Source organism: Sphingomicrobium clamense, assembly GCF_019264355.1.
Taxonomy (GTDB): domain Bacteria; phylum Pseudomonadota; class Alphaproteobacteria; order Sphingomonadales; family Sphingomonadaceae; genus Sphingomicrobium; species Sphingomicrobium clamense.
In genome coordinates, this window is the sequence record NZ_JAHVAH010000001.1 from 990,730 (window position 1) to 1,011,038 (window position 20,309).

Here is a 20,309-nt window from a genome sequence, read left to right on the forward strand (position 1 = left end):
CGTATGAGTAACAATCAAGGGGACTTCACGACCATGACGATCAGAAAACTCTCGACGCTGGCCGCCGCGACGATGGCGCTCTCGCTGGGCGCGTGCGGTATCAACTCGGTGCCGACGGCCGAAGAAGCGGTCAACGCCGCCTGGGGCAATGTCGAGGCCGAATATCAGCGGCGCAATGACCTGATCGGCAACCTCGTGGAAAGCGTGAAGGCCGCGGCGGGATCGGAGGAAGAGATCCTCACCCAAATCACCGAGGCGCGTGCCTCGGCGACGTCGGCGAACCTGTCGCCCGACCAGCTCGACAATCCCGAAGCCGTGCGCGCCTATGCCGAGGCGCAGGGCCAGCTGAGCAATGCGCGCAGCCTGCTCGGCACGGTCATCATGGAGCGATATCCCGAACTGCAGTCGCAGCAGCGTTTCGCCGACCTGATGGTGCAGCTTGAAGGGACCGAGAACTCGATACTGGTCGCGCGCCGAGACTATAACGAGGCGGTGCAGGAATATAACACGACCATCCGCACCTTCCCCGACGCGATCGGCGCGAAAATCATCCACGGCGCCGAACCCAAGGTGCCCTTCGAAAGCGCACCGGGCGCCGACCAGCCGGTCACCGTCGACTTCGACGCGTAGGTGAGGGCGCTTCTCACACCGCTGCTGGCGGGTTGGGCGTTGCTGCTGTCCGGTTGTGCGCAGCCGGCAGCCAACGACAACACGTCATTCGAATGGGTGACGGACGAAGCGGAGATCCTCTCGGATAGCGCCGAGGCTCGTATCGCGGGCAATCTGATCACGCTTGAAGATCAGACTAGCGACCAGGTTCTGGTGTGGACCACTCCATCGTTGGGGAGTCGCCCGATAGAGGACGTATCGCTGGAGCGTGCACGGTCGATTGGCGCGGGCACTGCCGAACTCGACAATGGTGTTCTGATCACGGTCGCGCCCAACGACCGGAAAGTGCGTATCGAGGTTGGCACGGGCTTAGAAGACTTGCTTACCGACGTGCGCGCGAAGCGCATCATTGACGAGCATATGTCCCCCAAATTTGCGAGGGGCGACTTTGACGCTGGTGTCGAGGCCGGTGTCGAAGCGGTATCCGAGTTGCTTCTGTCGGATCGCGAACGCCCTAAGTATAGGGACGTAAGAGTGGAGAGAATGGCGTCGTGACGCGAATTTTGGTTATCTTGGCAGCATTTTTTGCCTTCGCAGTGCCCGCCACCGCGCAGGATTTTCCTCAGCCTGACGGCACATGGGTGTTGGATGAGGGCGATTTCCTTTCAGATGCCGAAGAGGAGGCGCTCGAGCAGCGGCTTGACGCCAATCACGAAGCGACCGGGCGGCAGTTCGTCATCGTCACGCAGCCGAACCTTCAGGGCTACACGATCGAGGACTTTGGCTATCGCCTGGGCCGTGAATGGGCGATCGGGAGCGAGGAAGAGGATGACGGCGTCCTGCTGTTGATCGCTCGTGACGAACGCAAAATGCGGATTGAAACAGGTTACGGCGCTCGCGTTTTTCTGCCCGACATCATCGCCGGGCGAATCATTCGCAACGAAATCACGCCGGCTTTTAAGAATGGCGACTTCGCGGCCGGTATCAACGCGGGTGTCGACGCGATCTTCGAGAGCCTCGCGCTGAGCCCTGAGGAAGCAGAGGCGCGTGCCGCAGCAGCAACCGAAGAAGAAGCTCGCCGTGCGTCGGAGGGGAGCAATGCGTGGATCGGGGCGGTCATGCCGTTCCTCTTCATGATGTTCATCTTCCTCTCGATCGCCCGGCGTCGAACCGGACGTCGCTATCGCGGCAAGGGGAAGCGTCGGCGTAAAGGTATGGATAGCGGCGATCTGGCCATCCTTCTCTGGGGCCTGGACGCGGCGACGCGCATGGCCAGTGGCGGTCGAGGCGGCGGCTGGGGAGGCGGCGGCGGTGGTTTCGGCGGCGGCGGTTTTGGCGGCTTTAGTGGTGGCGGCGGCTCCTTCGGGGGTGGCGGCGCGTCGGGGGGATGGTGATGTACAAGCTGACGGCTGAAGACCATGAGCGCGTGTCCAAGGCGATCGCCAAGGCCGAGGAGCGCTCGGATGGCGAAATTATCGCGGTCACGACCGACTATTCCGACAAATATCATGACGCGGCGCTGCATTATGCGGTGCTTGCGATCATCGTCATGCTGGGGGCGGTCGCGGTTTGGCCGGGCCTGCTCGACTGGTGGTACAACCTCATCTTCGGCGGCTGGTCGGAGCCGAGCCTGCAGGCGCGCTACACGCTGCTTCTCTTCTTCGCGCTGGTGAAGTTTCTCGGAGTCCTGCTGATCCTGCGCTGGATGCCGCTGCGGCTCGCGCTGGTGCCGGGCTCGACCAAGACGCGGCGCGTGCGCCGGCGCGCGATCGACATCTACAAGGCGGGTGCCGAGCGGCGCACGATCGGGCGCACGGGCATCCTCATCTACCTTTCGATGGGCGAACATCGCGCGGAGATCATCCATGACGACGCCATCACCGAAGTCGTCGACGAGGAGACGTGGGGCGAGGCGATGGTCGCGCTGCTGGTACCGGTGAAGGAAGGCCGCATCGTCGACGGCATCGTCGCCGTGATCGAGGAGATTGGCGACGTGCTCGCCATCCACTTCCCCAAGACCAGCGAAAACACGAACGAAATTCCGGACAAGCTGATCGAACTGTGAGCGACGAAAAGATCGAGTGGGAAGGCCGCTACATGTCGGCGGTGACGCGCGGGCGCTGGGAATATGTGAAGCGCGTCGGCGGGATGAGCGCGGTCGCGATCGAGGCGATCGTCGACGGCAGGATCCTGCTGGTCGAGCAATATCGCGAACCGCTCGGGCGCAACTGCCTCGAACTACCCGCAGGCCTCGTCGGCGACGATGATGGCAAGGACGATACGCCCGAGAGCGCCGCGATCCGCGAGCTGGAGGAAGAGACCGGCTATCGCCCCGGGCGCGTCGAGACGGTCGGGCATTTCTACTCCTCACCCGGTATCTTGTCGGAAGGCTTCACGCTCGTGCGCGCGCATGATTGCGTGAAGGTCGGCGACGGCGGGGGTGTCGAGGGGGAAGAGATCACCGTCCACGAAGTGCCGCTTGCCCAGCTTCCTGCTTTTTGCGACGCCAAGCGCGAAGAGGGCTGCGCTCTCGACGTTCGCGTGATGGCGATGCTATTGCGCGCCTCGTCCTGAGGCGGAGCCTGTTCGTCCCCAGTTCAGCCTGGCGCCGCCAAGCTGCTCAAAATATTACAGATTAGGAGAGTCGATTTGACCAAGAAGATCCTGCTGACCACCACCGCTGCACTGACGCTCGGTGCCTGCGGCACGATGGGTGAGGAAGAGGCAATTTCGGTTGCCGAGGCGATGGCGACTGCTGCCGCCGAGGCCGCGTCGGAGGAAGTGATGGCCGCCAATCCCATGCTCGAGGAATGGACCGGACCCTATGACGGCGTTCCCCAGTGGCAGGAATATGAGGTTGAACAGTTCGACACCGCCTACGAAGTGGCGATCGCCGACTATCTCGCCGACATGGACGCGGTCGCGAACAATCCCGCAGCGCCGACATTCGAGAACACGATGATCCCGATGGAGTTGGCGGGCGAGAAGCTCGACCGCGTCAATTCGATCTTCAGCGTCTATTCGAGCAACTTGTCCACACCCGCCGTGCAGGCGGTCGACAAGGAGTGGAGCCCCAAGCTCACCGCGGCCTATGACAGCGTGACGCTCAACGATGCCATCTTCCAGCGGATCAAGACGCTCTACGATGCGCGCGACACGCTCGGTCTCGACGCGCAGCAGATGCGCCTCCTGACCCGCGAATATGATTTCTACGTCCGCTCGGGCGCGCTGCTCGATGCGGCGGGCAAGGAGCGGCTGTCGGCGATGAACAGCCGCTTGGCCGAGCTATTCAGCGAATTCTCGTCGCGCGTGCTGGCTGACGAAAGCACCTACACGGTCGCGACCGAGGCGCAGATGGCGGGCGTCACCGAAGACATCAAGTCGGCGGCGCGTGCCTTGGCGGAGGCAGAGGGGCTTCCCGCGGGCCAATATGCGCTCAAGAATACGCGCTCGATCGTCGATCCGGTGCTGAGCTTTGGCGATGACCGCGCGCTGCGCGAGGAAGTTTGGCGCGATTTTGTGAACCGCGGCGACAATGGCAATGCGAACGACACCAACGCGGTGATCGCCGAAATCGTCAAGATCCGCGCCGATCGTGCCAAGCTGCTTGGCTATGAAAGCCACGCCCATTGGCGGATGCAGGACACGATGGCCGGCACGCCCGACCGCGCGATGGAACTGATGATGAAGGTCTGGCCCGCCGCGATCGCCCGCGTCGACGAGGAAGTCGCCGACATGATGGAATTCGCGTCGGCCGACGGCCTCACCGAAATCGAGCCGTGGGATTATCTCTACTATCAGGAGAAGGTTCGTAAGGCGAAATACGACCTCAGCCAGGACGAGCTGAAGCCCTATTTCGAGCTCAACAATATGGTCGACGGCATGATCTGGTCGGCCGAGCAGCTCTACGGGATCAAGATGGTGGAGAATACCGGCGCGGTGCCGGTCTACCACCCCGACATCCGCACCTTCGAGGTGACCAACAGCCGCACGGGCGAAAATATCGGCCTGTTCTACTTCGACACGTTCGCGCGTGACGGAAAGCGTTCGGGAGCGTGGATGAACAGCTTCCGTATCGGCACCAAGCTGGAAGGCGACAAGCAGGGCCTGTTCACCAACAATAACAACTTCAACAAGCCGGGGCCGGGCGAGCCGGTGCTCATCAGCCTCGATGACGCCTCGACGCTGTGGCACGAGTTCGGCCACGCCATCCACTACATGCTGGTCGACGTCGACTATCCGGGCCTCGTGGGTACGCAGCGCGACTTCGTCGAATATCCGAGCCAGGTGAACGAGAATTGGCTGCTGACGCGTCCGATCCTCGACCGCTTCGCGCTGCACTACCAGACGGGTGAGCCGATGCCGCAGGAACTGGTCGACAAGATCGAAAAGTCAAGCACGTTCAACGAAGGCTATGCGACGGTCCAGTATTTGAGCTCGGCGCTGGTCGACATGATGCTGCACACCGATCCCGACGGCGACGTCGATGTCGACGCGTTCGAAAAGGCAGCGCTCGAGGCGATCGACATGCCCGAGGAAACGGTCATGCGTCACCGCCTGCCGCAGTTCCTGCACCTGTTCAGCTCGGACAGTTATTCGGCCGGCTATTACAGCTATCTGTGGTCCGAAACGATGGACGCGGACACCTGGGCCGCGTTCGAGGAAGCGGGCAATCCGTATGACCGTGCGACCGCCGATGCTTTCCGCATCAACATCCTCGAAAGCGGCAACGCGACCGACCGCGCCGAAGCCTATCGCGCCTTCCGTGGCCGCGATCCGGACGTCAACGCACTCCTGAAGCGCCGCGGCTTCCCGGTCGGCGAATAATCGTTAGAGGCGAGCGGCCTGGGCATTGGCCCAGGCCAGCTCGGCCAAGGGCTCGAGCGCCTTCGCGGTCTCCACCGCGTGGGCGCTCGATGCGTTTCCGCGCGCGACACGCCCCTTAATGCCGTGGACGATCGCGGCCAGCCGGAACATGTTGTAGACGATCAGATAGTCGAGATCGGCCAGCCCGTCGCGGCCGGTGCGCTCGCAATAGGCGGCGACATAATCGGCTTCGCTGGGGATGCCGAGATCGGCAAGATCGCGGCCGAGCAAGCCGGTAAAGCTGCCCGCGGAGGGCATACGATACATGAGCAGGTGGTAGGCGAAGTCGGCGCCTGGGTCGCCGAGCGTCGACAGCTCCCAGTCGAGCACCGCGAGCACTTCGGGGCGGTCGGGTGCGAAGATCATGTTGTCGCAGCGAAAGTCGCCGTGGATGACGCGTACCGGCTCGCGCGAGCGGTCGGGCGCATGATCCTTCAGCCAGTCGACCAGCCGATCCATCGCCTCGACGCGTCCCGCCTCGACATCATCGACGTATTGGCCCGACCAGCGCGCGACCTGCCGGGCGACGAAATCCTCGCCCTTGCCATAGTCGCCAAGACCGATGTCGGCAGGGTCGAACCCGTGAAGCTGCGCGATCGTCGCGTTCATCGCATCGAATTGCGCGGCGCGGTCCTCGGTATCTGGGAAATGCGCTTCCCAAACGATCCGGCCCTCGACCATGTCCATCAGGAAGAAGGGCGTGCCGATGACCCTTTCGTCTTCGCACAGGCCGTGGACCTTGGGGACCGGGAAACCCTGCGCGCCCAACGCCTTCATCACCCGATATTCGCGTTCCACCGCGTGGGCCCCCGGTAGCAGCCGACCGGGAGGCTTGCGGCGCAGAACATAATCGCCGCCGGGCGTACGGACCCGATAAGTCGGATTGGACTGGCCGCCCTTGAACTGGTCGACCTCGATCGGGCCAGCGAAGCCTTCGACATGTTCCTGCATCCAAACTGCGAGCGAGGCTTCGTCGAAAGCGAGGCGCTCGGAGACGCTCTTGGTGCCGCTATTGGCGCTGGTCCTGTCCATAACGTCGACGTGCCACGACGAGGCGGACTGAACAAGGGCGGGCGGACGTGCGTTGGCTAGCCATGAAAACGATCCTGCACCTGTCCGACATGCATTTCGGTGAGCATGAACCCGCCATCGTCGCCGCCGTCGAGGAGCATCTCGACCGGACCGAGGCCGATTATTGCGTCCTTGCCGGCGATTTCACTCAATGGGCGAGCGACAAGGAATTCGAACTTGCCGCCGCCTGGACCGAGAAAATCCGCGAGCGCGGCCACAAGGTCATGGCGGTGCCCGGCAATCACGACGTCCCCTCGATCAACCTGTTCGAGCGTGTGTTCAATCCCGACGGCCAATGGGAAGAATGGATGGGCGAGGACAAGTGCCCGTGGTTCGAAGATGACGGCATGGCGATGCTCGGCCTTAACACCGCACGCGGCTTGGTGATCAAGAATGGCGAGATCGACGCCGAGCAGATCGCGCACATGAAGGAAAAGTTTGCCGGTGCTTCCGACGATGCCCTGCGCGTGCTCGTGGTCCACCACCCGATGTTCGAGTTGCCGCGCGGCGACGAGCGATCGGACGCGATCAAGAACCAGGAGGCAGCGGTCTCCGCGACCGACGATGCCGGGGTCGACCTGATCCTGTCGGGCCATAACCACACCAGTTCGGTCCACCGCACCCTCGACCTGCCCAAGGGCGATGGCAGCGCGCTCGTGATCCAGGCGGGTACGGCCTTCTCGACCCGCATTCGCACCGAACCGCCAAGCTTCAACATCATCCGCGCCAACCGCTTCGATTGCAGCGTGAAGGTGCTCGGCTGGGACGGCGACCATTATGTCGATCGGCGCCAGCACCGCTTCGTGCGCGACGATGACGAGGCGCACTGGCAGCCGACCGATGCCAGCGCCGCCGAAGTCATCGCCAACGTTGCCAAGGCGTCGGAGAATGCGGACTAGGCAAAGACGCCTGCTGTCATTATCGCCCGATAGGACAGGGATAGTGACCGCATGATCGAACATTTCGACCTCGACGCCTATGTGCGCGAAACGCTCGCCGAGGATCTCGGCGTAGGCGGCGATGTCACGTCCAATTCGACCATCGAGAAGGACGCCGTCTTCGAAGCGGTGATGGACGCGCGCGAGCCGATGGTGATCGCAGGCATCGAAGTCGCTGCCGCCTTCTTTATCGCGCTCGACAAGGACGTGCAGATCGACCTGCTCGTCGCCGATGGCGACCAGGTCGAAGCTGGTGCGGACCTGATGCGACTGAAGGGCAAGGCGCGCGCGATGCTCGCGGCGGAACGCTCGGCGCTCAACACGCTGCAATTCCTGTGCGGGATCGCGACGCTGGCTCGACGCTACGCCGACGAGATTTCGGGGACGGGCGCGACCGTGCTCGACACGCGCAAGACCGTGCCGGGCCTGCGCGCGCTCAGCAAGTATGCCAGCCGCATGGGCGGGGCGGAAAATCATCGCCTGCGCATGGATGACGGACTGCTGATCAAGGACAACCACATCGCCGTGAATGGAGGCGATATCGCCAGGACCGTGGCTGCCGCCAAGGCCAAGGATCACGGGCTGCAGGTGCAGGTCGAGGTCGACCGGATCGACCAGATCGAGCCCGCGCTGGGTGCGGGCGCGGACCGCCTGCTGCTCGATAACATGCCGCCCGACGTGCTGCGAGAGGCGGTGGCGCTGGTCGACGGGCGCGTGCCACTCGAGGCGTCGGGCGGGATCAATCTCGACACCATCCGCGCGGTGGCGGAAACCGGCGTCGACTATATTTCCACCAGCCGGATCACGATGGGCAGCAAGGCCGTCGACATCGGGCTGGATTACGCCATTTCCAACTAGGACTGGCGCTTCATGGGGCAGGGGCCTAAGAGGGCCTCGACAAGATTCAGGAGAGCGAATTGTTCAAGGGTTTGAAGCCCATCCAGTATAACGGCAAGGAAGTCTGGCCGTTGATCGAGGGCGGCAAGGGCGTATCCGCAACCAACCATGCCAGCAGCGGCGCGTGGGCTGCCGCGGGCGGCATCGGCACCGTGTCTGCGGTCAATGCCGACAGCTACGATCCCGAAGGACGGATCATCCCGCAGGTCTACGAGGAAATGACCCGCCGCGGGCGTCACGAAGAGCTCAAGCAATATGCCATTGACGGCGCGTCGGCGCAGATCGAGCGCGCCTACGAGATTGCCGACGGCAAGGGCGCGATCAACATCAACGTCCTGTGGGAAATGGGCGGCGCAGAGCCGATCCTCCACGGCGTGCTCGAGCGCTGCAAGGGCATGGTCGATGGCGTGACGTGCGGCGCGGGCATGCCCTACCGCCTGTCGGAGATCGCCGCCAAATATGGCGTGAAATACCTGCCGATCGTATCGTCGGGTCGCGCCTTCCGCGCGCTGTGGAAGCGTGCCTATTCGAAATTCGCCGAAGGGCTGGCTGCCGTTGTCTACGAAGATCCGTGGCTTGCGGGCGGTCATAACGGCCTTTCCAACGCCGAAGATCCCAAGAAGCCGCAGGATCCCTATCCGCGCGTCGCCGAACTGCGCAAGATGATGCGCGAGGGCGGAGTGTCCGAGGAAGTGCCGATCGTCATGGCCGGCGGTGTCTGGCGGCTCGACGAATGGAACGACTGGATCGACAATGACGAGCTGGGCGGCATCGCCTTCCAGTTCGGCACCCGCCCGCTGCTGACACAGGAAAGCCCGATCCCGCCGGGATGGAAGGCCAAGTTGATGGAGCTGGAGGAAGGCGATGTGTTGTTGCACAAATTCTCGCCCACCGGCTTCTACAGCTCGGCGGTGCAGAACCCGTTTCTCCTCGAACTCGTCGCGCGCAGCGAGCGCCAGATCGCCTTCACCAAGGAAGAGGTCGGCGACCACAAGTTCGTGCTCGATGTGGGCGTCGGCAACCGCAAGAATTTCTTCGTGACCAAGGGCGACCTGCAGCATGCGCGCGAGTGGCATGGCGCGGGCTTCACCGAGGCGATGAAAACGCCCGATGACACGCTGATCTTTGTGACGCCCGAGCAAATGAAGGAAATCCGCAAGGACCAGGCCGACTGCATGGGTTGCCTGTCGCACTGCAGCTTCTCGAGCTGGGCGGATAACGAGAAGAACAGCACCGGTCGCCTCGCCGATCCGCGCAGCTTCTGCATCCAGAAGACACTGCAGGACATCGCGCATGGCGGGCCGGTCGACGAAAATCTGATGTTTGCCGGTCACGCGGCCTATCGGTTCAAGTCCGACCCCTTCTATTCGAATGGGTTCGTGCCGACCGTGAAGCAGCTCGTCGACCGCATCCTGACGGGCGCGTGATGCGGCTGGCAGCGCTCATTGCGGTGGCAGGACTCGCGGCCGGGACGGCGAGCGCGCAGCCCGATGTGCCCTATTGGGCATCGATCGCGAGCGGCAAGGCCAACATGCGCACCGGTCCCGGCAAGACCTATCCGGCGACCTGGGTCTACCAGCGCCGCGACCTGCCCGTGCGGGTGCACCAGCGCTACGACAATTGGCGTCGTATCGAGGGACCTGGCGGCGCCGAAGGCTGGATGGCGGTCGCGTTGCTTTCGGAGCGGCGCACCGGCATGGTCACCGGCGAGAAATTCATGGACCTGCATGAGCAGGCGGATGCGGATTCCCCGGTGCTTTACCAGGTCGAGCCGGGCGCAGTCGGACGCATCTCCGAATGCACCGGCGAATGGTGCCGCATTAGCTTCGTCGTCGGGCGCAAGCAGCGCGGTGGCGGCTGGATCGTGCAGGGCGCCTTGTGGGGCGTCGACGAAGGCGAAGTCATCGAAGACTGACGCGAAAAGGGCGGCCCCGAAAGGAGCCGCCCTTCTTCGTAATCTAACCTGATCAGGCAGGCGTGAAGTCGATCATGACGCTCTCGCCCGCAGCGTTGGTCATGCGGACGCGGCCGTCGACCGTGTCGCCTGGGGTCCAGCAGGATTCGCCGACCGCTTCGCCATCTTCGTCGAAGCAAAGCTGGCCATTATCGTTCATCATCCAGGTGCCGCTGACTTCACTGCCGTCTGCGGCGGTCTGCGTATAGGTGCCATCGCTGTTGGTGACCGTGGTGCCGAGGCTGTTGCCATCGGCGTCGTAAATAGCGTGCGTGCCGACATAGTCGGTGGTCATGTCGTTGTCGGCGGTCATCGCCGTGTCGTCGACCGTCAGCGTGTCGTCGGCGGGGGCTTCGTCGGCCCCGCCGCCACAGGCTGCAAGGGCGGCCACACCGGCCAGTAGAATCAACTTTTTCATTGTCGCTCTCCGTCGTGATTGTCCCCAAACAACGAAGGGGCCCGCCCATGTGTCCGTGCGGGCCCCTGCATTCTGGGTCGACGGGTGCGCGATCAGGCGCCGGGCATCGACAGTTCGGTATATTCGGCGCGGGTCACCGTGATGGTTTCACCGTTGCTGCCAGTCGTTTCCTGGCTCTCGCCGACATTGTGCGGCGCGACCGTCCAGCACACTTCGCCTTCATCGGTCATCGCACTGGTGAAACAGCCCTGGCCATCCTTCATGACCATCGTTCCATGGTCGAGATGTTCGCCATCGGTGGTCTCGGCGATGTAGTTGCCGTCGGCGTCGATAGTCTCGATCACCTCGTTGCCCTCGGGATCGGTGAAGGTCCACGTCGTGCCGAGCAGCGAGGTGTCACCCTCGGCGGGCGCCTCGGCTTCCATGGCGATGTCTTCGGCGGGCATTTCTTCTTCGGTGGCGGTGTCGCCGCACGACGCCAGCGCGGCCGCACCAGCAAGCAGGAACAATTTCTTCATGGTCTTCCCCCTTTCAGGAAGCGGGGCGTTTACCATCTTTATGTCGGGAAGGCGACTCGGAATGCGAAAGGCCGCGCGGATCGCTCCACGCGGCCTTCATCGGTTCCAGTACTTTACGCGTCGGCTTCGAGCCGTACGATCGTGCCGACCTCGTTGCCGTCCGGATCGACGCGGATCCATTCGCCTTCTTCGGTCATGCCTCCGTTGGGATAGCAAACTGCCGGGTCGTCGCCGTCGGGATCGAAGCAAGCCGTATCGCCGTCCATCGTCATCGTACCCGACACCTCGGTGCCATCGGCATCGACATAGGTGTAGGTGCCGTCTTCGTTGATGGTCGTGACGCCGGTTTCGTTACCGTCCATGTCGCGCAGCGAATAGCTGCCCGCCATCGGGCCGCCGTCGGGCGCGGTCGGTGCCTCTTCCTCGGCCATCGCTTCCATCGCGGCGTCTTCAGCGGGCGCTTCTTCTTCGACCGCCGTGTCCGCGCAGGCTGCGAGGCTGGCAACACCGGCCAGCAGGATCAGTTTCTTCATGGATGCTCCCCTCTTGAGTGAAGCGGGGCGTTTACCATGATTTATGTTAATCGGCGAGTCAGGCCATCTCGACCGCGATGGCGGTGGCTTCGCCGCCACCGATGCACAGCGTCGCGACGCCCTTCTTGAGGCCGCGCTTCTTCATCGCATTGACCAGCGTCACGAGGATACGCGTGCCGCTGGCACCGATCGGATGGCCGAGCGCGGTCGCACCGCCATTGACGTTAATCTTGTCGTGCGGGATGCCGATGTCCTTCATCGCGAACATCGCGACGCAGGCGAAGGCTTCGTTGACTTCCCACAGGTCGACGTCGTCGACCGACCAACCGGCCTTGTCGAGCACCTTGTGGATCGCACCGACGGGGGCGATCGTGAATTGGGCGGGCTCCTGCGCATGCGCGGCGGTGGCAACGATGGTCGCGACCGGCGCCTTCCCCATCGCTTCGGCCTTGGCCGCCGAAGTCACGATGACTGCGGCTGCGCCATCGGAAATGGACGAGCTGGTCGCCGCGGTAATGGTGCCGTCTTTGGCGAAAGCCGGGCGGAGCGTCGGGATCTTGTCGGGGCGACCGCGACCGGGCGCTTCGTCGGTGTCGACGACGGTCTCGCCCTTGCGGTCGGCGATGGTGACGGGCACGACCTCGTCGGCAAAGTCACCATTGTTGATCGCGCGCTGGGCGCGGGCGAGGCTTTCGATCGCATAGTCGTCCATGCTTTCGCGCGTCAGCTGGTACTCGTTGGCCGTATCCTGCGCGAAGGTGCCCATCGCACGTCCCTTGTCATACGCATCCTCGAGCCCGTCGAGGAACATATGGTCGTAGGCGGTGTCGTGGCCGATGCGCGCGCCGCTGCGATGCTTCTGGAGCAGGTAGGGCGCGTTGGTCATGCTCTCCATGCCGCCCGCGATGATGATGTCGGCATTGCCGGCACGGATCGCTTCGTCCGCCTGGATCACCGTCTGCATGCCCGAACCGCATACCTTGTTGACCGTTGTCGCCTGCACCGACTTGGGCAGGCCGGCCTTGAGCGCCGCCTGGCGGGCAGGGGCCTGGCCGAGCCCCGCGGGCAGCACGCAGCCCATATAGATGCGGTCGATGTCATCCCCGTTGACGCCCGCGCGCTCGACCGCGGCCTTGACGGCAGTCGCGCCCAGGTCGGTCGCTTCGGCGCCGCTCAGTGCGCCCTGCATCGCCCCCATCGGGGTGCGGGCATAGGAAAGGATGACGGTCTTGTCGGCCATGATGGTGGATTCCCTTTTCGGCAATTTCGATGTTGCACTGCACATAGTGCTTCGCGACCGCTTGTCCAAGGGTCTAAGCGGGGTTGCGTGGCGCGGCTGCGGCGGAATAGTCTCCGTCATCGAAACGAAGGAGCGAAGCGATGCGCACAGGGATTTCGTTGGCGAGTTCGATGCTCGTCTTTCTCGGGGCCGCGGCCTTCGCCCACCCCAAACATGCCGACCACCTCGAAAATGCGCAGGTGCTCCCCGCCGACACGCCCAAGGAAGAAGTCACCGCGCTGATGAAGCATTTCGCGCAGTCGCTCGGGGTGCGGTGCAGCCATTGTCACGTCGGCGAGGAAGGGCAGCCGCTTTCGACCTACGATTTCGCCTCCGACGCCAAGCCCGCCAAGCGGCGCGCGCGCCAGATGCTCGAATATACCCACATGCTCAACCAGGACCCGCGCCTTCCGGGCGAAGAGCGCGCCAGTCTCACCGACATGAGCGAGAATAGGGTCAACTGCTACACCTGCCATCGCGGCGAGCTGACCCCCGCGACCGTCATCCCGCAGCCCGGCGCGAGCGACGCAAGCTAGCCATCGCTTTCGCTAGTCTCTTGTCGCCCCCGCCGCGGCGATGCTAGGCGCGCGGCGAACAGGAGATCACAGCAATGAACGACATGCCCGGCCTCGACTTCCAGCTTGGGGAAATGGCGGACACGATCCGCGACACCACGCGCCGCTTCGCGATGGACAAGATCGAGCCGATCGCCGAGGAAATCGACCGCGAGGACAAGTTCCCGATCGACCTGTGGCCGCAAATGGGCGAGCTCGGCCTCCACGGCATCACCGTTCCCGAAGAGGATGGCGGGCTCGGGCTCGGCTATCTTGAACATGTCGTCGCGCAGGAAGAGATCGCGCGCGCATCGGCCTCGGTCGGGCTCAGCTACGGCGCGCACACCAACCTGTGCATCAACCAGATCGCCAAATGGGCGAGCCCCGAACAGAAAGAGAAATATCTCCCCGGCTTGATCAGCGGCGAGCATGTCGGCGCACTGGCGATGAGCGAGGCGAGCGCGGGCAGCGACGTCGTCTCGATGAAGCTCAAGGCCGACAAGGTCGACGGCGGCTATCGCCTCAACGGCACGAAGTTCTGGATCACCAATGGCGCCTACGCCGAAACGCTGGTCGTCTACGCCAAAACCGGCGAAGGCTCGCGCGGCATCACCACCTTCCTGATCGAGAAGGGCGACGAGGGGTTCTCGATCGGCCAGAAGATCGACAAGGTCGGCATGCGCGGGTCGCCCACCAGCGAGCTCGTCTTCGACGACTGCTTCGTCCCCGACGACCGCGTCATGGGGCCCGAAAATGGCGGCGTCGCGGTGCTCATGAGCGGTCTCGATTACGAGCGCACGGTGCTCTCGGGCATCCAGCTCGGCATCATGCAGGCCTGCCTCGACGTCGTCCTGCCCTACCTTCGCGAACGCACCCAGTTCGGCAAGCCTATCGGCAGCTTCCAGCTCATGCAGGCCAAGGTTGCCGACATGTATGTCGCGCTTAATTCGGCGCGCGCCTACGTCTACACCGTCGCCAAGAATTGCGATGCAGGCAAGACCACCCGCTTCGACGCGGCAGGCGCGATCCTGCTGGCAAGCGAAAGCGCGTTCAAGGTCGCGGGCGAGGCGGTCCAGGCGTTGGGCGGAGCAGGCTACACCAAGGATTGGCCGGTCGAACGCTACATGCGCGACGCCAAGCTGCTCGACATCGGCGCGGGCACCAACGAAATCCGCCGCATGCTGATCGGGCGCGAATTGTTGGGGGCGGCGGGCTGAATTGAGCGAGACCCTCCTCGACGTCCTGCAATATTACGGTGCCGCGGCTTCGACGTTGGCGGCGCTGATCGTGTCGCTCAACCTCGGGCGGCGCTGGACGGGCTGGGCGTTCGTCATCTTCGTCACCGCCAGCATCGCGCTGATCGGTTGGGGCTTCTTCCAGGAAGACAGCGAAGGCATCGGCTATCAGAATATCGCGCTGCTCGTGATCAACTGCGTCGGCGTCTACCGCTACCTCATCGCCAAGAAGCAGCCGAAAGAGCCTAGCGCTCAAACTTAACAGATGTTAGTTCTCTTCCCGACATTGGGGGAGAGAGCAATTGCGCGCATCGCACATCCTGCCGGCTTTCTTGTTACTTGGCGCGTGCAGCGCCGACGGGGTGCAGCACGACGCGACGATGTCGAGCGTCGATGCGGTCAGCTTCGATGGAGCAAACTACTCTGACGAGACTGGTAAGATTGCACATGGCGAGCGAGTCGCGGACCTTTTGGGATGCGCGAGCTGCCATGCACCGGACTATTCGGGCGTCAATTTCGGGGAAATGATCCCGTTGGTGGAAGGGCTTTGGGCCACCAACATTTCGCGCACCCTGCCCGATTTCTCTGAGGAGCAGCTCGAGGCCCTGCTCCGTGAGGGCATTCATCCCGAGCGTGAAATCTACCTGATGCCGTCACGCACGAGCCAGTTTCTGAGCGATGCCGACATGGGCGCGCTGATCGCCTATCTCCGTACGATCGAGCCCACTGGGGAGGCCACACCTCCGCCTCCCGAAGGTTTTGAGGATGCTGTCGCAAAGCGGCTTCCCGACGAATATTGGCGTGTGCAGGAATATGGTCGCGCGTTCTATCCCAATGCTGAAGAAGAAGCGCAGTTCTATGCGAAGTATCGCGCTCCGGCTGTGGCGGGAGAGCATGAGCGTGGGCGCTACATTGCGGCCGCGACGTGCACTAGTTGTCACGGGCCCGGGCTGGATGGCTACGGCGAAGAATTCGGGGCGATCGACGGGGTTTTGGATTATAACGACAAAGAGCTGCGAAAGCTTTTGGTCGACAGTGTCAATCGGGATGGTGAGACCGTTGCTGCCTGGTGGGGCACCGGGCACGAAGGCAGCAAGCTGACACAGGCGGAATTAAACGATGTGGAGGCGTATGTGCGGGCGTTGGCAAGGAGCCGCGTCCTAGACCAAGGGGATTGACGATGCGGAAAGTCGCACTGTTGTTGGCATGTGCCAGCCTGTTCGCGTGTAGTTCCGAGAGTAACGAACCGACCGAAACGACCGAAGCGGTACGGCCCGCCGCGGTGACGTTCGACGGCGCCGACTATGGCGATGACGAGGCCGCCAAGATCGCGCATGGCGACCGGCTCGCCAGCGTCCTTTTGTGCCGCGGGTGCCATATGCCCGACCTGACCGGCACCGACATGGGCAAGTATGATCCTGAATTATCGGGGGTGATTGCGTCCAACCTGACGCGGGCGGTGCCCGAGCTCGACGATCGCGCGCTGCACATGGTGCTGCGCAAGGGTACCCATCCCAAGCGCGACGATTTCTGGATGATGCCATCCAAGATCTATCAGCATGTCTCGGACGCCGACATGCAAGCGCTGATGGCCTATCTGCGGACGCTCGAGCCCGCAGGCGAGGAGCTGCCGCTCACCCAGCTCAACGAAGGGCTTCGGGCCGCGCACGAGGCGGGCGAGTTCCCGACCGTGGCCGAGGAAGTGGCGCTGCATCGCGAGACGCAGCCGCGCGATCTTGGCGCGACGCACCGCCTTGGCCGCTACGTGGCCACGACGGTTTGCGCCGACTGTCACGGCCCGGCGCTCGAAGGCAGCGGCGACTTCGCGCCCAACCTCATCGACATGGCACCGATGTATGGCGAAGAGGGATTGAACGCCTTGCTGACGACCGGCGCGGGGCTCGACGGTCGCGAACTCGACCTCATGGCCTTCGTCGGGGCGGAGCTGACATCCAAGATGACGGACAACGAACGCGCTGCGCTGGTCGCCTACCTGCTTTCGCTGTCCGAAGCGCAAATGGCCGAGGGGCCGCAATAGCGTTGGCAAATGGGGGCGGGCGCGCTAGGCCTCGCCCCCATGAGCGCACCGGTACTCGACAGCAAGGTCGACCTCGAGGCGCCCGACGCGAAAGCGCGGGCCAAGCATAATCGCGAACTGGCGGAGCGGCTGCGCGCCGACGTTGCCGAGGCCGCGAAAGGAGGCAGCGAACGCCATCGCGAGCGGCATCTGTCGCGCGGAAAGCTCCTGCCCCGCGACCGCGTAGAACGCTTGCTCGATCCCGGTTCGCCATTCCTCGAGATCGGGCAGCTTGCGGCCTGCGACATGTATAATGGCGAAGTGCCGGGCGCGGGGATGATCGCCGGGATCGGCCGCGTGTCGGGTCGCCAGGCGATGATCGTGTGCAACGACGCCACCGTGAAGGGCGGCACCTATTATCCGATGACGGTGAAGAAGCATCTGCGCGCGCAGGAGATTGCCGAGGCCAACCGGCTGCCGTGCATCTACCTCGTTGACAGCGGGGGCGCGAACCTGCCGCACCAGGCCGAGGTCTTCCCCGACCGCGACCATTTCGGGCGGATTTTCTACAACCAGGCCAATATGTCGGCAAAGCGCATCCCGCAGATCGCCTGCGTCATGGGTAGCTGCACCGCGGGCGGCGCCTACGTCCCGGCGATGAGCGACGAAAGCGTCATCGTGAAAGAGCAGGGGACGATCTTCCTCGCCGGGCCGCCGCTGGTGAAGGCGGCGACGGGCGAGGAGATTTCGGCCGAGGATCTGGGCGGCGGCGACCTGCATGCGCGCAAGTCGGGCGTGGTCGATCACCTTGCAGAGAATGACGAGCATGCGCTCACGATCGTGCGCGACATCGTCTCGACCTGCCCCGAGGGCGCGGAGAATGCGGACCTCAACTATCGCGAGCCGCGTCCGCCCAAATACGATCCCGAAGAGCTTTATTCGATCATCCCAGAGGACGTCCGCGCGCCCTATGACGTGCACGAGGTGATCGCGCGCATCGTCGACGGGTCGGAATTTCACGAGTTCAAGTCGCTCTACGGCCCCTCGCTCGTGTGCGGCTTCGCGCATATTCACGGGCTGCCGGTCGCGATCCTCGCCAATAACGGCGTGCTCTTTTCCGAAAGCGCGCGAAAGGGTGCGCACTTCATCGAACTTGCCGCGCAGCGTAAGATCCCGCTGCTCTTCCTCCAGAACATCTCGGGCTTCATGGTCGGCGGCAAGTATGAAGCCGAGGGCATCGCTAAGCATGGCGCCAAGCTCGTCACCGCGGTCGCGACCGCACAGGTGCCCAAGATCACCGTGCTGATCGGCGGCAGCTTCGGCGCGGGCAATTACGGGATGGCCGGCCGCGCCTACAGCCCCAACTTCCTCTTCACCTGGCCCAACAGCCGCATCTCGGTGATGGGCGGGGAGCAAGCCGCATCCGTGCTCGCCACCGTCCACCGCGACGCGGACAAATGGACCCCCGAAGAAGCGGAAAAATTCAAGGATCCGATCCGCCAGAAATATGAGGACGAAGGCAACCCCTGGCACGCCACTGCACGCCTGTGGGACGACGGCATCATCGACCCCGCGCAGACGCGCGACGTGCTCGGCCTGGCGTTCGCCGCCTGCCTCAACGCCCCCGTCGAAAGCCAGCCGCGCTTCGGCGTATTCAGGATGTAATAATTGTGGCTTTGGGAATTCCGGAGGGCGGTTCGCCGATGAGTTCGAGCGACAATGATGTCGTTCGCATCTACTTCGACGAAGAGAGGGCGAAGTCACGCGGTGACGCCGATCTTTTCGACGATGCAAATCTGTCAGCCACAATCTATCCTTGGAAATATGATCGCGGTCCAAGCATCGACGTTCATGATGCGAAGCAGCAGCTCGTTTTTCGGGTCTTTCGATCGCACGGCCCGTACGAGTTCGAAAAGCCCATCTCCTTCAAGATTTTTGACCTGGCTCGACAGGCTTGGAAACTTTCCGGCTCTTTCGTTCACCATGGGTCTTCGGATGGAGTCTACCGCATCGCGCTCACGTCGATTGAGCCATGGCCGGAGAATGGGACGTTCATTGAACGACTGAAAGATCGGATTCTCGATGGGTGCGATTTTCCGAGGCTGGTTCAATATGTCGTCGCTACCAAACGCGGGTTGCTCTCGGAGTGGGGCAAGGTCGTCTTTGCGAAAGACGAGCATCTTGCACGGTTTCACGACGATTTGAGGTCAGCGAAATTGACCGAGGATGGGATTGGTCGTGGGTTCGACTATGTGCCTTCTCTCGATAAGGTCGAGAAGAGCGAAGAAGGGTCTTGATGAAAAAAAGACTGACCATATTGAAAGCCTGCTCATCGCCAATCGCGGCGATATCGCCAGTCGAAAGCCAGCCGAAGTTCGGCGTGTTCCGAATGTAGGTCAGCCTAGAGTTTTCAAACGGGGATATTGCATGCGCACCAATTGGACCCGCGACGAGATCGCGGCGCTTTTCGACCTTCCGTTCACCGAGCTCGTCTTCCTTGCCGCCGAGGTGCATCGCGACCATCATGCGCAGGGCGAGGTGCAACTATGCACGCTTCTGTCGATCAAGACCGGCGGGTGTCCGGAGGATTGCGGCTATTGCTCGCAGTCCGCGCATGCCGCCAGCGGGGTGAAGGCCGAGAAGCTGGTCGATGTCGAGGCGGTCGTTTCCGCCGCGGCCGAGGCCAAGGCCGCCGGCTCACAGCGTTTCTGCATGGGGGCTGCCTGGCGCGAGCCCAAAGATCGCGACATGCCTGCGCTCACCGACATGGTCGCGCGCGTGAAGGCGATGGGGCTGGAGAGCTGCATGACGCTTGGCATGCTGACCGGCGATCAGGCGCGGGCGCTCAAGGAGGCGGGCCTCGACTATTACAACCACAATATCGACACCTCGCCCGAACATTATGACGAGGTGATCACCACGCGCACCTTTGCCGAGCGACTGGATACGCTCGAGGAAGTGCGCAAAGCGGGGATGGCGGTCTGCTGTGGCGGGATCGTCGGGATGGGCGAAAGCCGCTCCGACCGCGTCGGCTTCATCCACGCGCTCGCCACGCTCCCGCGCCATCCCGAAAGCGTGCCCGTGAACGCGCTGGTGCCGGTCAAGGGCACGGTGCTGGGCGACATGTGGGGCGAGGAGCGGCCGATCGACGATATCGAGTTCGTCCGCACCGTCGCGGTCGCGCGCATCGCTATGCCCAAATCGATGGTCCGCTTGTCCGCAGGCCGCGAAAGCATGAGCGAACCCACACAGGCGCTCTGCTTCCTCGCCGGCGCCAACAGCATCTTCACCGGCGACAAATTGCTCACCACACCCAACGCCGGCGACGGCAAGGACGCCGCGCTCTTCGCCAAACTCGGCCTGAAGCCGCTGGTCGAGGATGAACCGATGCGCTCTTGCGTATTAGCCGACTAACACGCT

The 20,309-nt window shown here is 63.3% G+C and carries 23 protein-coding genes; 18 read left to right on the forward strand and 5 right to left on the reverse strand.

All coding sequences use genetic code 11. From position 1 onward, the window contains the following. The first annotated feature begins 33 nt into the window (after nucleotides 1-33). From KTQ36_RS05015 to KTQ36_RS05040, 6 genes are all read left to right on the forward strand, one after another. Nucleotides 34-630 carry a LemA family protein gene (locus tag KTQ36_RS05015; protein WP_218632623.1) on the forward strand — a complete coding sequence of 199 codons (597 nt, stop codon included), beginning with the start codon at nucleotides 34-36 and terminating at the stop codon, nucleotides 628-630. Further along, nucleotides 631-1,164 (forward strand): TPM domain-containing protein, encoded by a 534-nt coding sequence (locus KTQ36_RS05020; RefSeq protein ID WP_218632624.1) that lies wholly within the window; start codon nucleotides 631-633, stop codon nucleotides 1,162-1,164. It begins immediately after the preceding gene. Further along, nucleotides 1,161-2,003 (forward strand): TPM domain-containing protein, encoded by an 843-nt coding sequence (locus KTQ36_RS05025; RefSeq protein ID WP_218632625.1) that lies wholly within the window; start codon nucleotides 1,161-1,163, stop codon nucleotides 2,001-2,003. Before KTQ36_RS05020 ends, KTQ36_RS05025 begins: the two co-directional genes overlap by 4 nt. After that, nucleotides 2,003-2,674 carry a TPM domain-containing protein gene (locus KTQ36_RS05030; RefSeq protein WP_218632626.1) on the forward strand — a complete coding sequence of 224 codons (672 nt, stop codon included), beginning with the start codon at nucleotides 2,003-2,005 and terminating at the stop codon, nucleotides 2,672-2,674. The genes KTQ36_RS05025 and KTQ36_RS05030 overlap by 1 nt, the downstream gene beginning before the upstream one ends. 32 nt (nucleotides 2,675-2,706) lie before the next feature. Next, nucleotides 2,707-3,183, forward strand: a complete 477-nt coding sequence (locus tag KTQ36_RS05035; protein ID WP_218633836.1) for an NUDIX hydrolase — start codon at nucleotides 2,707-2,709, stop codon at nucleotides 3,181-3,183. A gap of 75 nt (nucleotides 3,184-3,258) precedes the next feature. Next, a complete protein-coding gene (locus tag KTQ36_RS05040; protein WP_255554258.1) occupies nucleotides 3,259-5,436 on the forward strand; it encodes a M3 family metallopeptidase in 2,178 nt (725 codons plus the stop codon). A gap of 3 nt (nucleotides 5,437-5,439) precedes the next feature. Here the strand turns inward: KTQ36_RS05040 and KTQ36_RS05045 are convergent, their stop codons facing one another. Next, nucleotides 5,440-6,507, reverse strand: a complete 1,068-nt coding sequence (locus KTQ36_RS05045; protein WP_218632627.1) for a phosphotransferase family protein — start codon at nucleotides 6,505-6,507, stop codon at nucleotides 5,440-5,442. A gap of 47 nt (nucleotides 6,508-6,554) precedes the next feature. On the opposite strand from KTQ36_RS05045, the gene KTQ36_RS05050 reads away from it, so the two are divergent. Genes KTQ36_RS05050 through KTQ36_RS05065 form a run of 4 tightly spaced genes read left to right on the forward strand, consistent with a single transcriptional unit; the run spans nucleotide 6,555 to nucleotide 10,296 of the window. Continuing rightward, nucleotides 6,555-7,445: a metallophosphoesterase family protein gene (locus tag KTQ36_RS05050; RefSeq protein WP_218632628.1), complete on the forward strand. Its 891-nt coding sequence runs from the start codon at nucleotides 6,555-6,557 to the stop codon at nucleotides 7,443-7,445. A gap of 51 nt (nucleotides 7,446-7,496) precedes the next feature. Then, a complete protein-coding gene (gene nadC / locus KTQ36_RS05055) occupies nucleotides 7,497-8,342 on the forward strand; it encodes a carboxylating nicotinate-nucleotide diphosphorylase (RefSeq protein WP_218632629.1) in 846 nt (281 codons plus the stop codon). A 59-nt stretch (nucleotides 8,343-8,401) separates the two neighbouring features. Next, nucleotides 8,402-9,808, forward strand: a complete 1,407-nt coding sequence (locus KTQ36_RS05060; RefSeq protein ID WP_218632630.1) for an NAD(P)H-dependent flavin oxidoreductase — start codon at nucleotides 8,402-8,404, stop codon at nucleotides 9,806-9,808. After that, on the forward strand, nucleotides 9,808-10,296 hold the full coding sequence (locus tag KTQ36_RS05065) for an SH3 domain-containing protein (protein ID WP_218632631.1): 489 nt from the start codon (nucleotides 9,808-9,810) through the stop codon (nucleotides 10,294-10,296). The genes KTQ36_RS05060 and KTQ36_RS05065 overlap by 1 nt, the downstream gene beginning before the upstream one ends. A gap of 52 nt (nucleotides 10,297-10,348) precedes the next feature. Here KTQ36_RS05065 and KTQ36_RS05070 read toward each other — a convergent pair whose 3' ends face one another. From KTQ36_RS05070 to KTQ36_RS05085, 4 genes are all read right to left on the reverse strand, one after another. Continuing rightward, the gene (locus KTQ36_RS05070) at nucleotides 10,349-10,753 is read right to left on the reverse strand and encodes a hypothetical protein (RefSeq protein ID WP_218632632.1); all 405 of its coding nucleotides are present in this window, start codon (nucleotides 10,751-10,753) and stop codon (nucleotides 10,349-10,351) included. Nucleotides 10,754-10,845: 92 nt separating this feature from the next. Continuing rightward, a complete protein-coding gene (locus tag KTQ36_RS05075) occupies nucleotides 10,846-11,271 on the reverse strand; it encodes a hypothetical protein (RefSeq protein ID WP_218632633.1) in 426 nt (141 codons plus the stop codon). Between the two features lie 113 nt (nucleotides 11,272-11,384). Continuing rightward, the gene (locus KTQ36_RS05080; protein ID WP_218632634.1) at nucleotides 11,385-11,804 is read right to left on the reverse strand and encodes a hypothetical protein; all 420 of its coding nucleotides are present in this window, start codon (nucleotides 11,802-11,804) and stop codon (nucleotides 11,385-11,387) included. A gap of 58 nt (nucleotides 11,805-11,862) precedes the next feature. Beyond that, the gene (locus KTQ36_RS05085; RefSeq protein WP_218632635.1) at nucleotides 11,863-13,044 is read right to left on the reverse strand and encodes a thiolase family protein; all 1,182 of its coding nucleotides are present in this window, start codon (nucleotides 13,042-13,044) and stop codon (nucleotides 11,863-11,865) included. 140 nt (nucleotides 13,045-13,184) lie between these two features. Here KTQ36_RS05085 and KTQ36_RS05090 point away from each other — a divergent pair, with 140 nt between their 5' ends. From KTQ36_RS05090 to bioB, 8 genes are all read left to right on the forward strand, one after another. Further along, nucleotides 13,185-13,619 (forward strand): c-type cytochrome, encoded by a 435-nt coding sequence (locus KTQ36_RS05090; protein ID WP_218632636.1) that lies wholly within the window; start codon nucleotides 13,185-13,187, stop codon nucleotides 13,617-13,619. Between the two features lie 83 nt (nucleotides 13,620-13,702). After that, entirely contained in the window at nucleotides 13,703-14,854 is a 1,152-nt protein-coding gene (locus KTQ36_RS05095; protein ID WP_218633838.1) for an acyl-CoA dehydrogenase family protein, read from the forward strand. A 1-nt stretch (nucleotide 14,855) separates the two neighbouring features. Continuing rightward, on the forward strand, nucleotides 14,856-15,134 hold the full coding sequence (locus tag KTQ36_RS05100) for a hypothetical protein (RefSeq protein ID WP_218632637.1): 279 nt from the start codon (nucleotides 14,856-14,858) through the stop codon (nucleotides 15,132-15,134). Between the two features lie 40 nt (nucleotides 15,135-15,174). Beyond that, the gene (locus KTQ36_RS05105) at nucleotides 15,175-16,050 is read left to right on the forward strand and encodes a c-type cytochrome (protein WP_218632638.1); all 876 of its coding nucleotides are present in this window, start codon (nucleotides 15,175-15,177) and stop codon (nucleotides 16,048-16,050) included. A gap of 2 nt (nucleotides 16,051-16,052) precedes the next feature. Beyond that, a complete protein-coding gene (locus tag KTQ36_RS05110; protein WP_218632639.1) occupies nucleotides 16,053-16,910 on the forward strand; it encodes a cytochrome c4 in 858 nt (285 codons plus the stop codon). 39 nt (nucleotides 16,911-16,949) lie between these two features. After that, on the forward strand, nucleotides 16,950-18,554 hold the full coding sequence (locus KTQ36_RS05115) for a carboxyl transferase domain-containing protein (protein WP_218632640.1): 1,605 nt from the start codon (nucleotides 16,950-16,952) through the stop codon (nucleotides 18,552-18,554). A gap of 38 nt (nucleotides 18,555-18,592) precedes the next feature. Next, on the forward strand, nucleotides 18,593-19,186 hold the full coding sequence (locus tag KTQ36_RS05120; RefSeq protein ID WP_218632641.1) for a hypothetical protein: 594 nt from the start codon (nucleotides 18,593-18,595) through the stop codon (nucleotides 19,184-19,186). 130 nt (nucleotides 19,187-19,316) lie between these two features. Beyond that, nucleotides 19,317-20,303: a biotin synthase BioB gene (gene bioB, locus KTQ36_RS05125; protein WP_218632642.1), complete on the forward strand. Its 987-nt coding sequence runs from the start codon at nucleotides 19,317-19,319 to the stop codon at nucleotides 20,301-20,303. Nucleotides 20,304-20,309 lie beyond the last annotated feature (6 nt).

Bases quoted from the DNA above. Each gene is read 5' to 3' on its own strand.
- KTQ36_RS05065 (WP_218632631.1), top strand. From the start codon at position 9,808: ATGCGGCTGGCAGCGCTCATTGCGGTGGCAGGACTCGCGGCCGGGACG.
- KTQ36_RS05035 (WP_218633836.1), top strand. From the start codon at position 2,707: ATGTCGGCGGTGACGCGCGGGCGCTGGGAATATGTGAAGCGCGTCGGC.
- KTQ36_RS05015 (WP_218632623.1), top strand. From the start codon at position 34: ATGACGATCAGAAAACTCTCGACGCTGGCCGCCGCGACGATGGCGCTC.
- bioB (WP_218632642.1), top strand. From the start codon at position 19,317: ATGCGCACCAATTGGACCCGCGACGAGATCGCGGCGCTTTTCGACCTT.
- KTQ36_RS05095 (WP_218633838.1), top strand. From the start codon at position 13,703: ATGCCCGGCCTCGACTTCCAGCTTGGGGAAATGGCGGACACGATCCGC.
- KTQ36_RS05110 (WP_218632639.1), top strand. From the start codon at position 16,053: ATGCGGAAAGTCGCACTGTTGTTGGCATGTGCCAGCCTGTTCGCGTGT.
- KTQ36_RS05030 (WP_218632626.1), top strand. From the start codon at position 2,003: ATGTACAAGCTGACGGCTGAAGACCATGAGCGCGTGTCCAAGGCGATC.
- KTQ36_RS05070 (WP_218632632.1), bottom strand. From the start codon at position 10,753: ATGAAAAAGTTGATTCTACTGGCCGGTGTGGCCGCCCTTGCAGCCTGT.
- KTQ36_RS05115 (WP_218632640.1), top strand. From the start codon at position 16,950: ATGAGCGCACCGGTACTCGACAGCAAGGTCGACCTCGAGGCGCCCGAC.
- KTQ36_RS05085 (WP_218632635.1), bottom strand. From the start codon at position 13,044: ATGGCCGACAAGACCGTCATCCTTTCCTATGCCCGCACCCCGATGGGG.
- KTQ36_RS05075 (WP_218632633.1), bottom strand. From the start codon at position 11,271: ATGAAGAAATTGTTCCTGCTTGCTGGTGCGGCCGCGCTGGCGTCGTGC.
- KTQ36_RS05080 (WP_218632634.1), bottom strand. From the start codon at position 11,804: ATGAAGAAACTGATCCTGCTGGCCGGTGTTGCCAGCCTCGCAGCCTGC.
- KTQ36_RS05090 (WP_218632636.1), top strand. From the start codon at position 13,185: ATGCGCACAGGGATTTCGTTGGCGAGTTCGATGCTCGTCTTTCTCGGG.
- KTQ36_RS05120 (WP_218632641.1), top strand. From the start codon at position 18,593: ATGAGTTCGAGCGACAATGATGTCGTTCGCATCTACTTCGACGAAGAG.
- KTQ36_RS05045 (WP_218632627.1), bottom strand. From the start codon at position 6,507: ATGGACAGGACCAGCGCCAATAGCGGCACCAAGAGCGTCTCCGAGCGC.
- nadC (WP_218632629.1), top strand. From the start codon at position 7,497: ATGATCGAACATTTCGACCTCGACGCCTATGTGCGCGAAACGCTCGCC.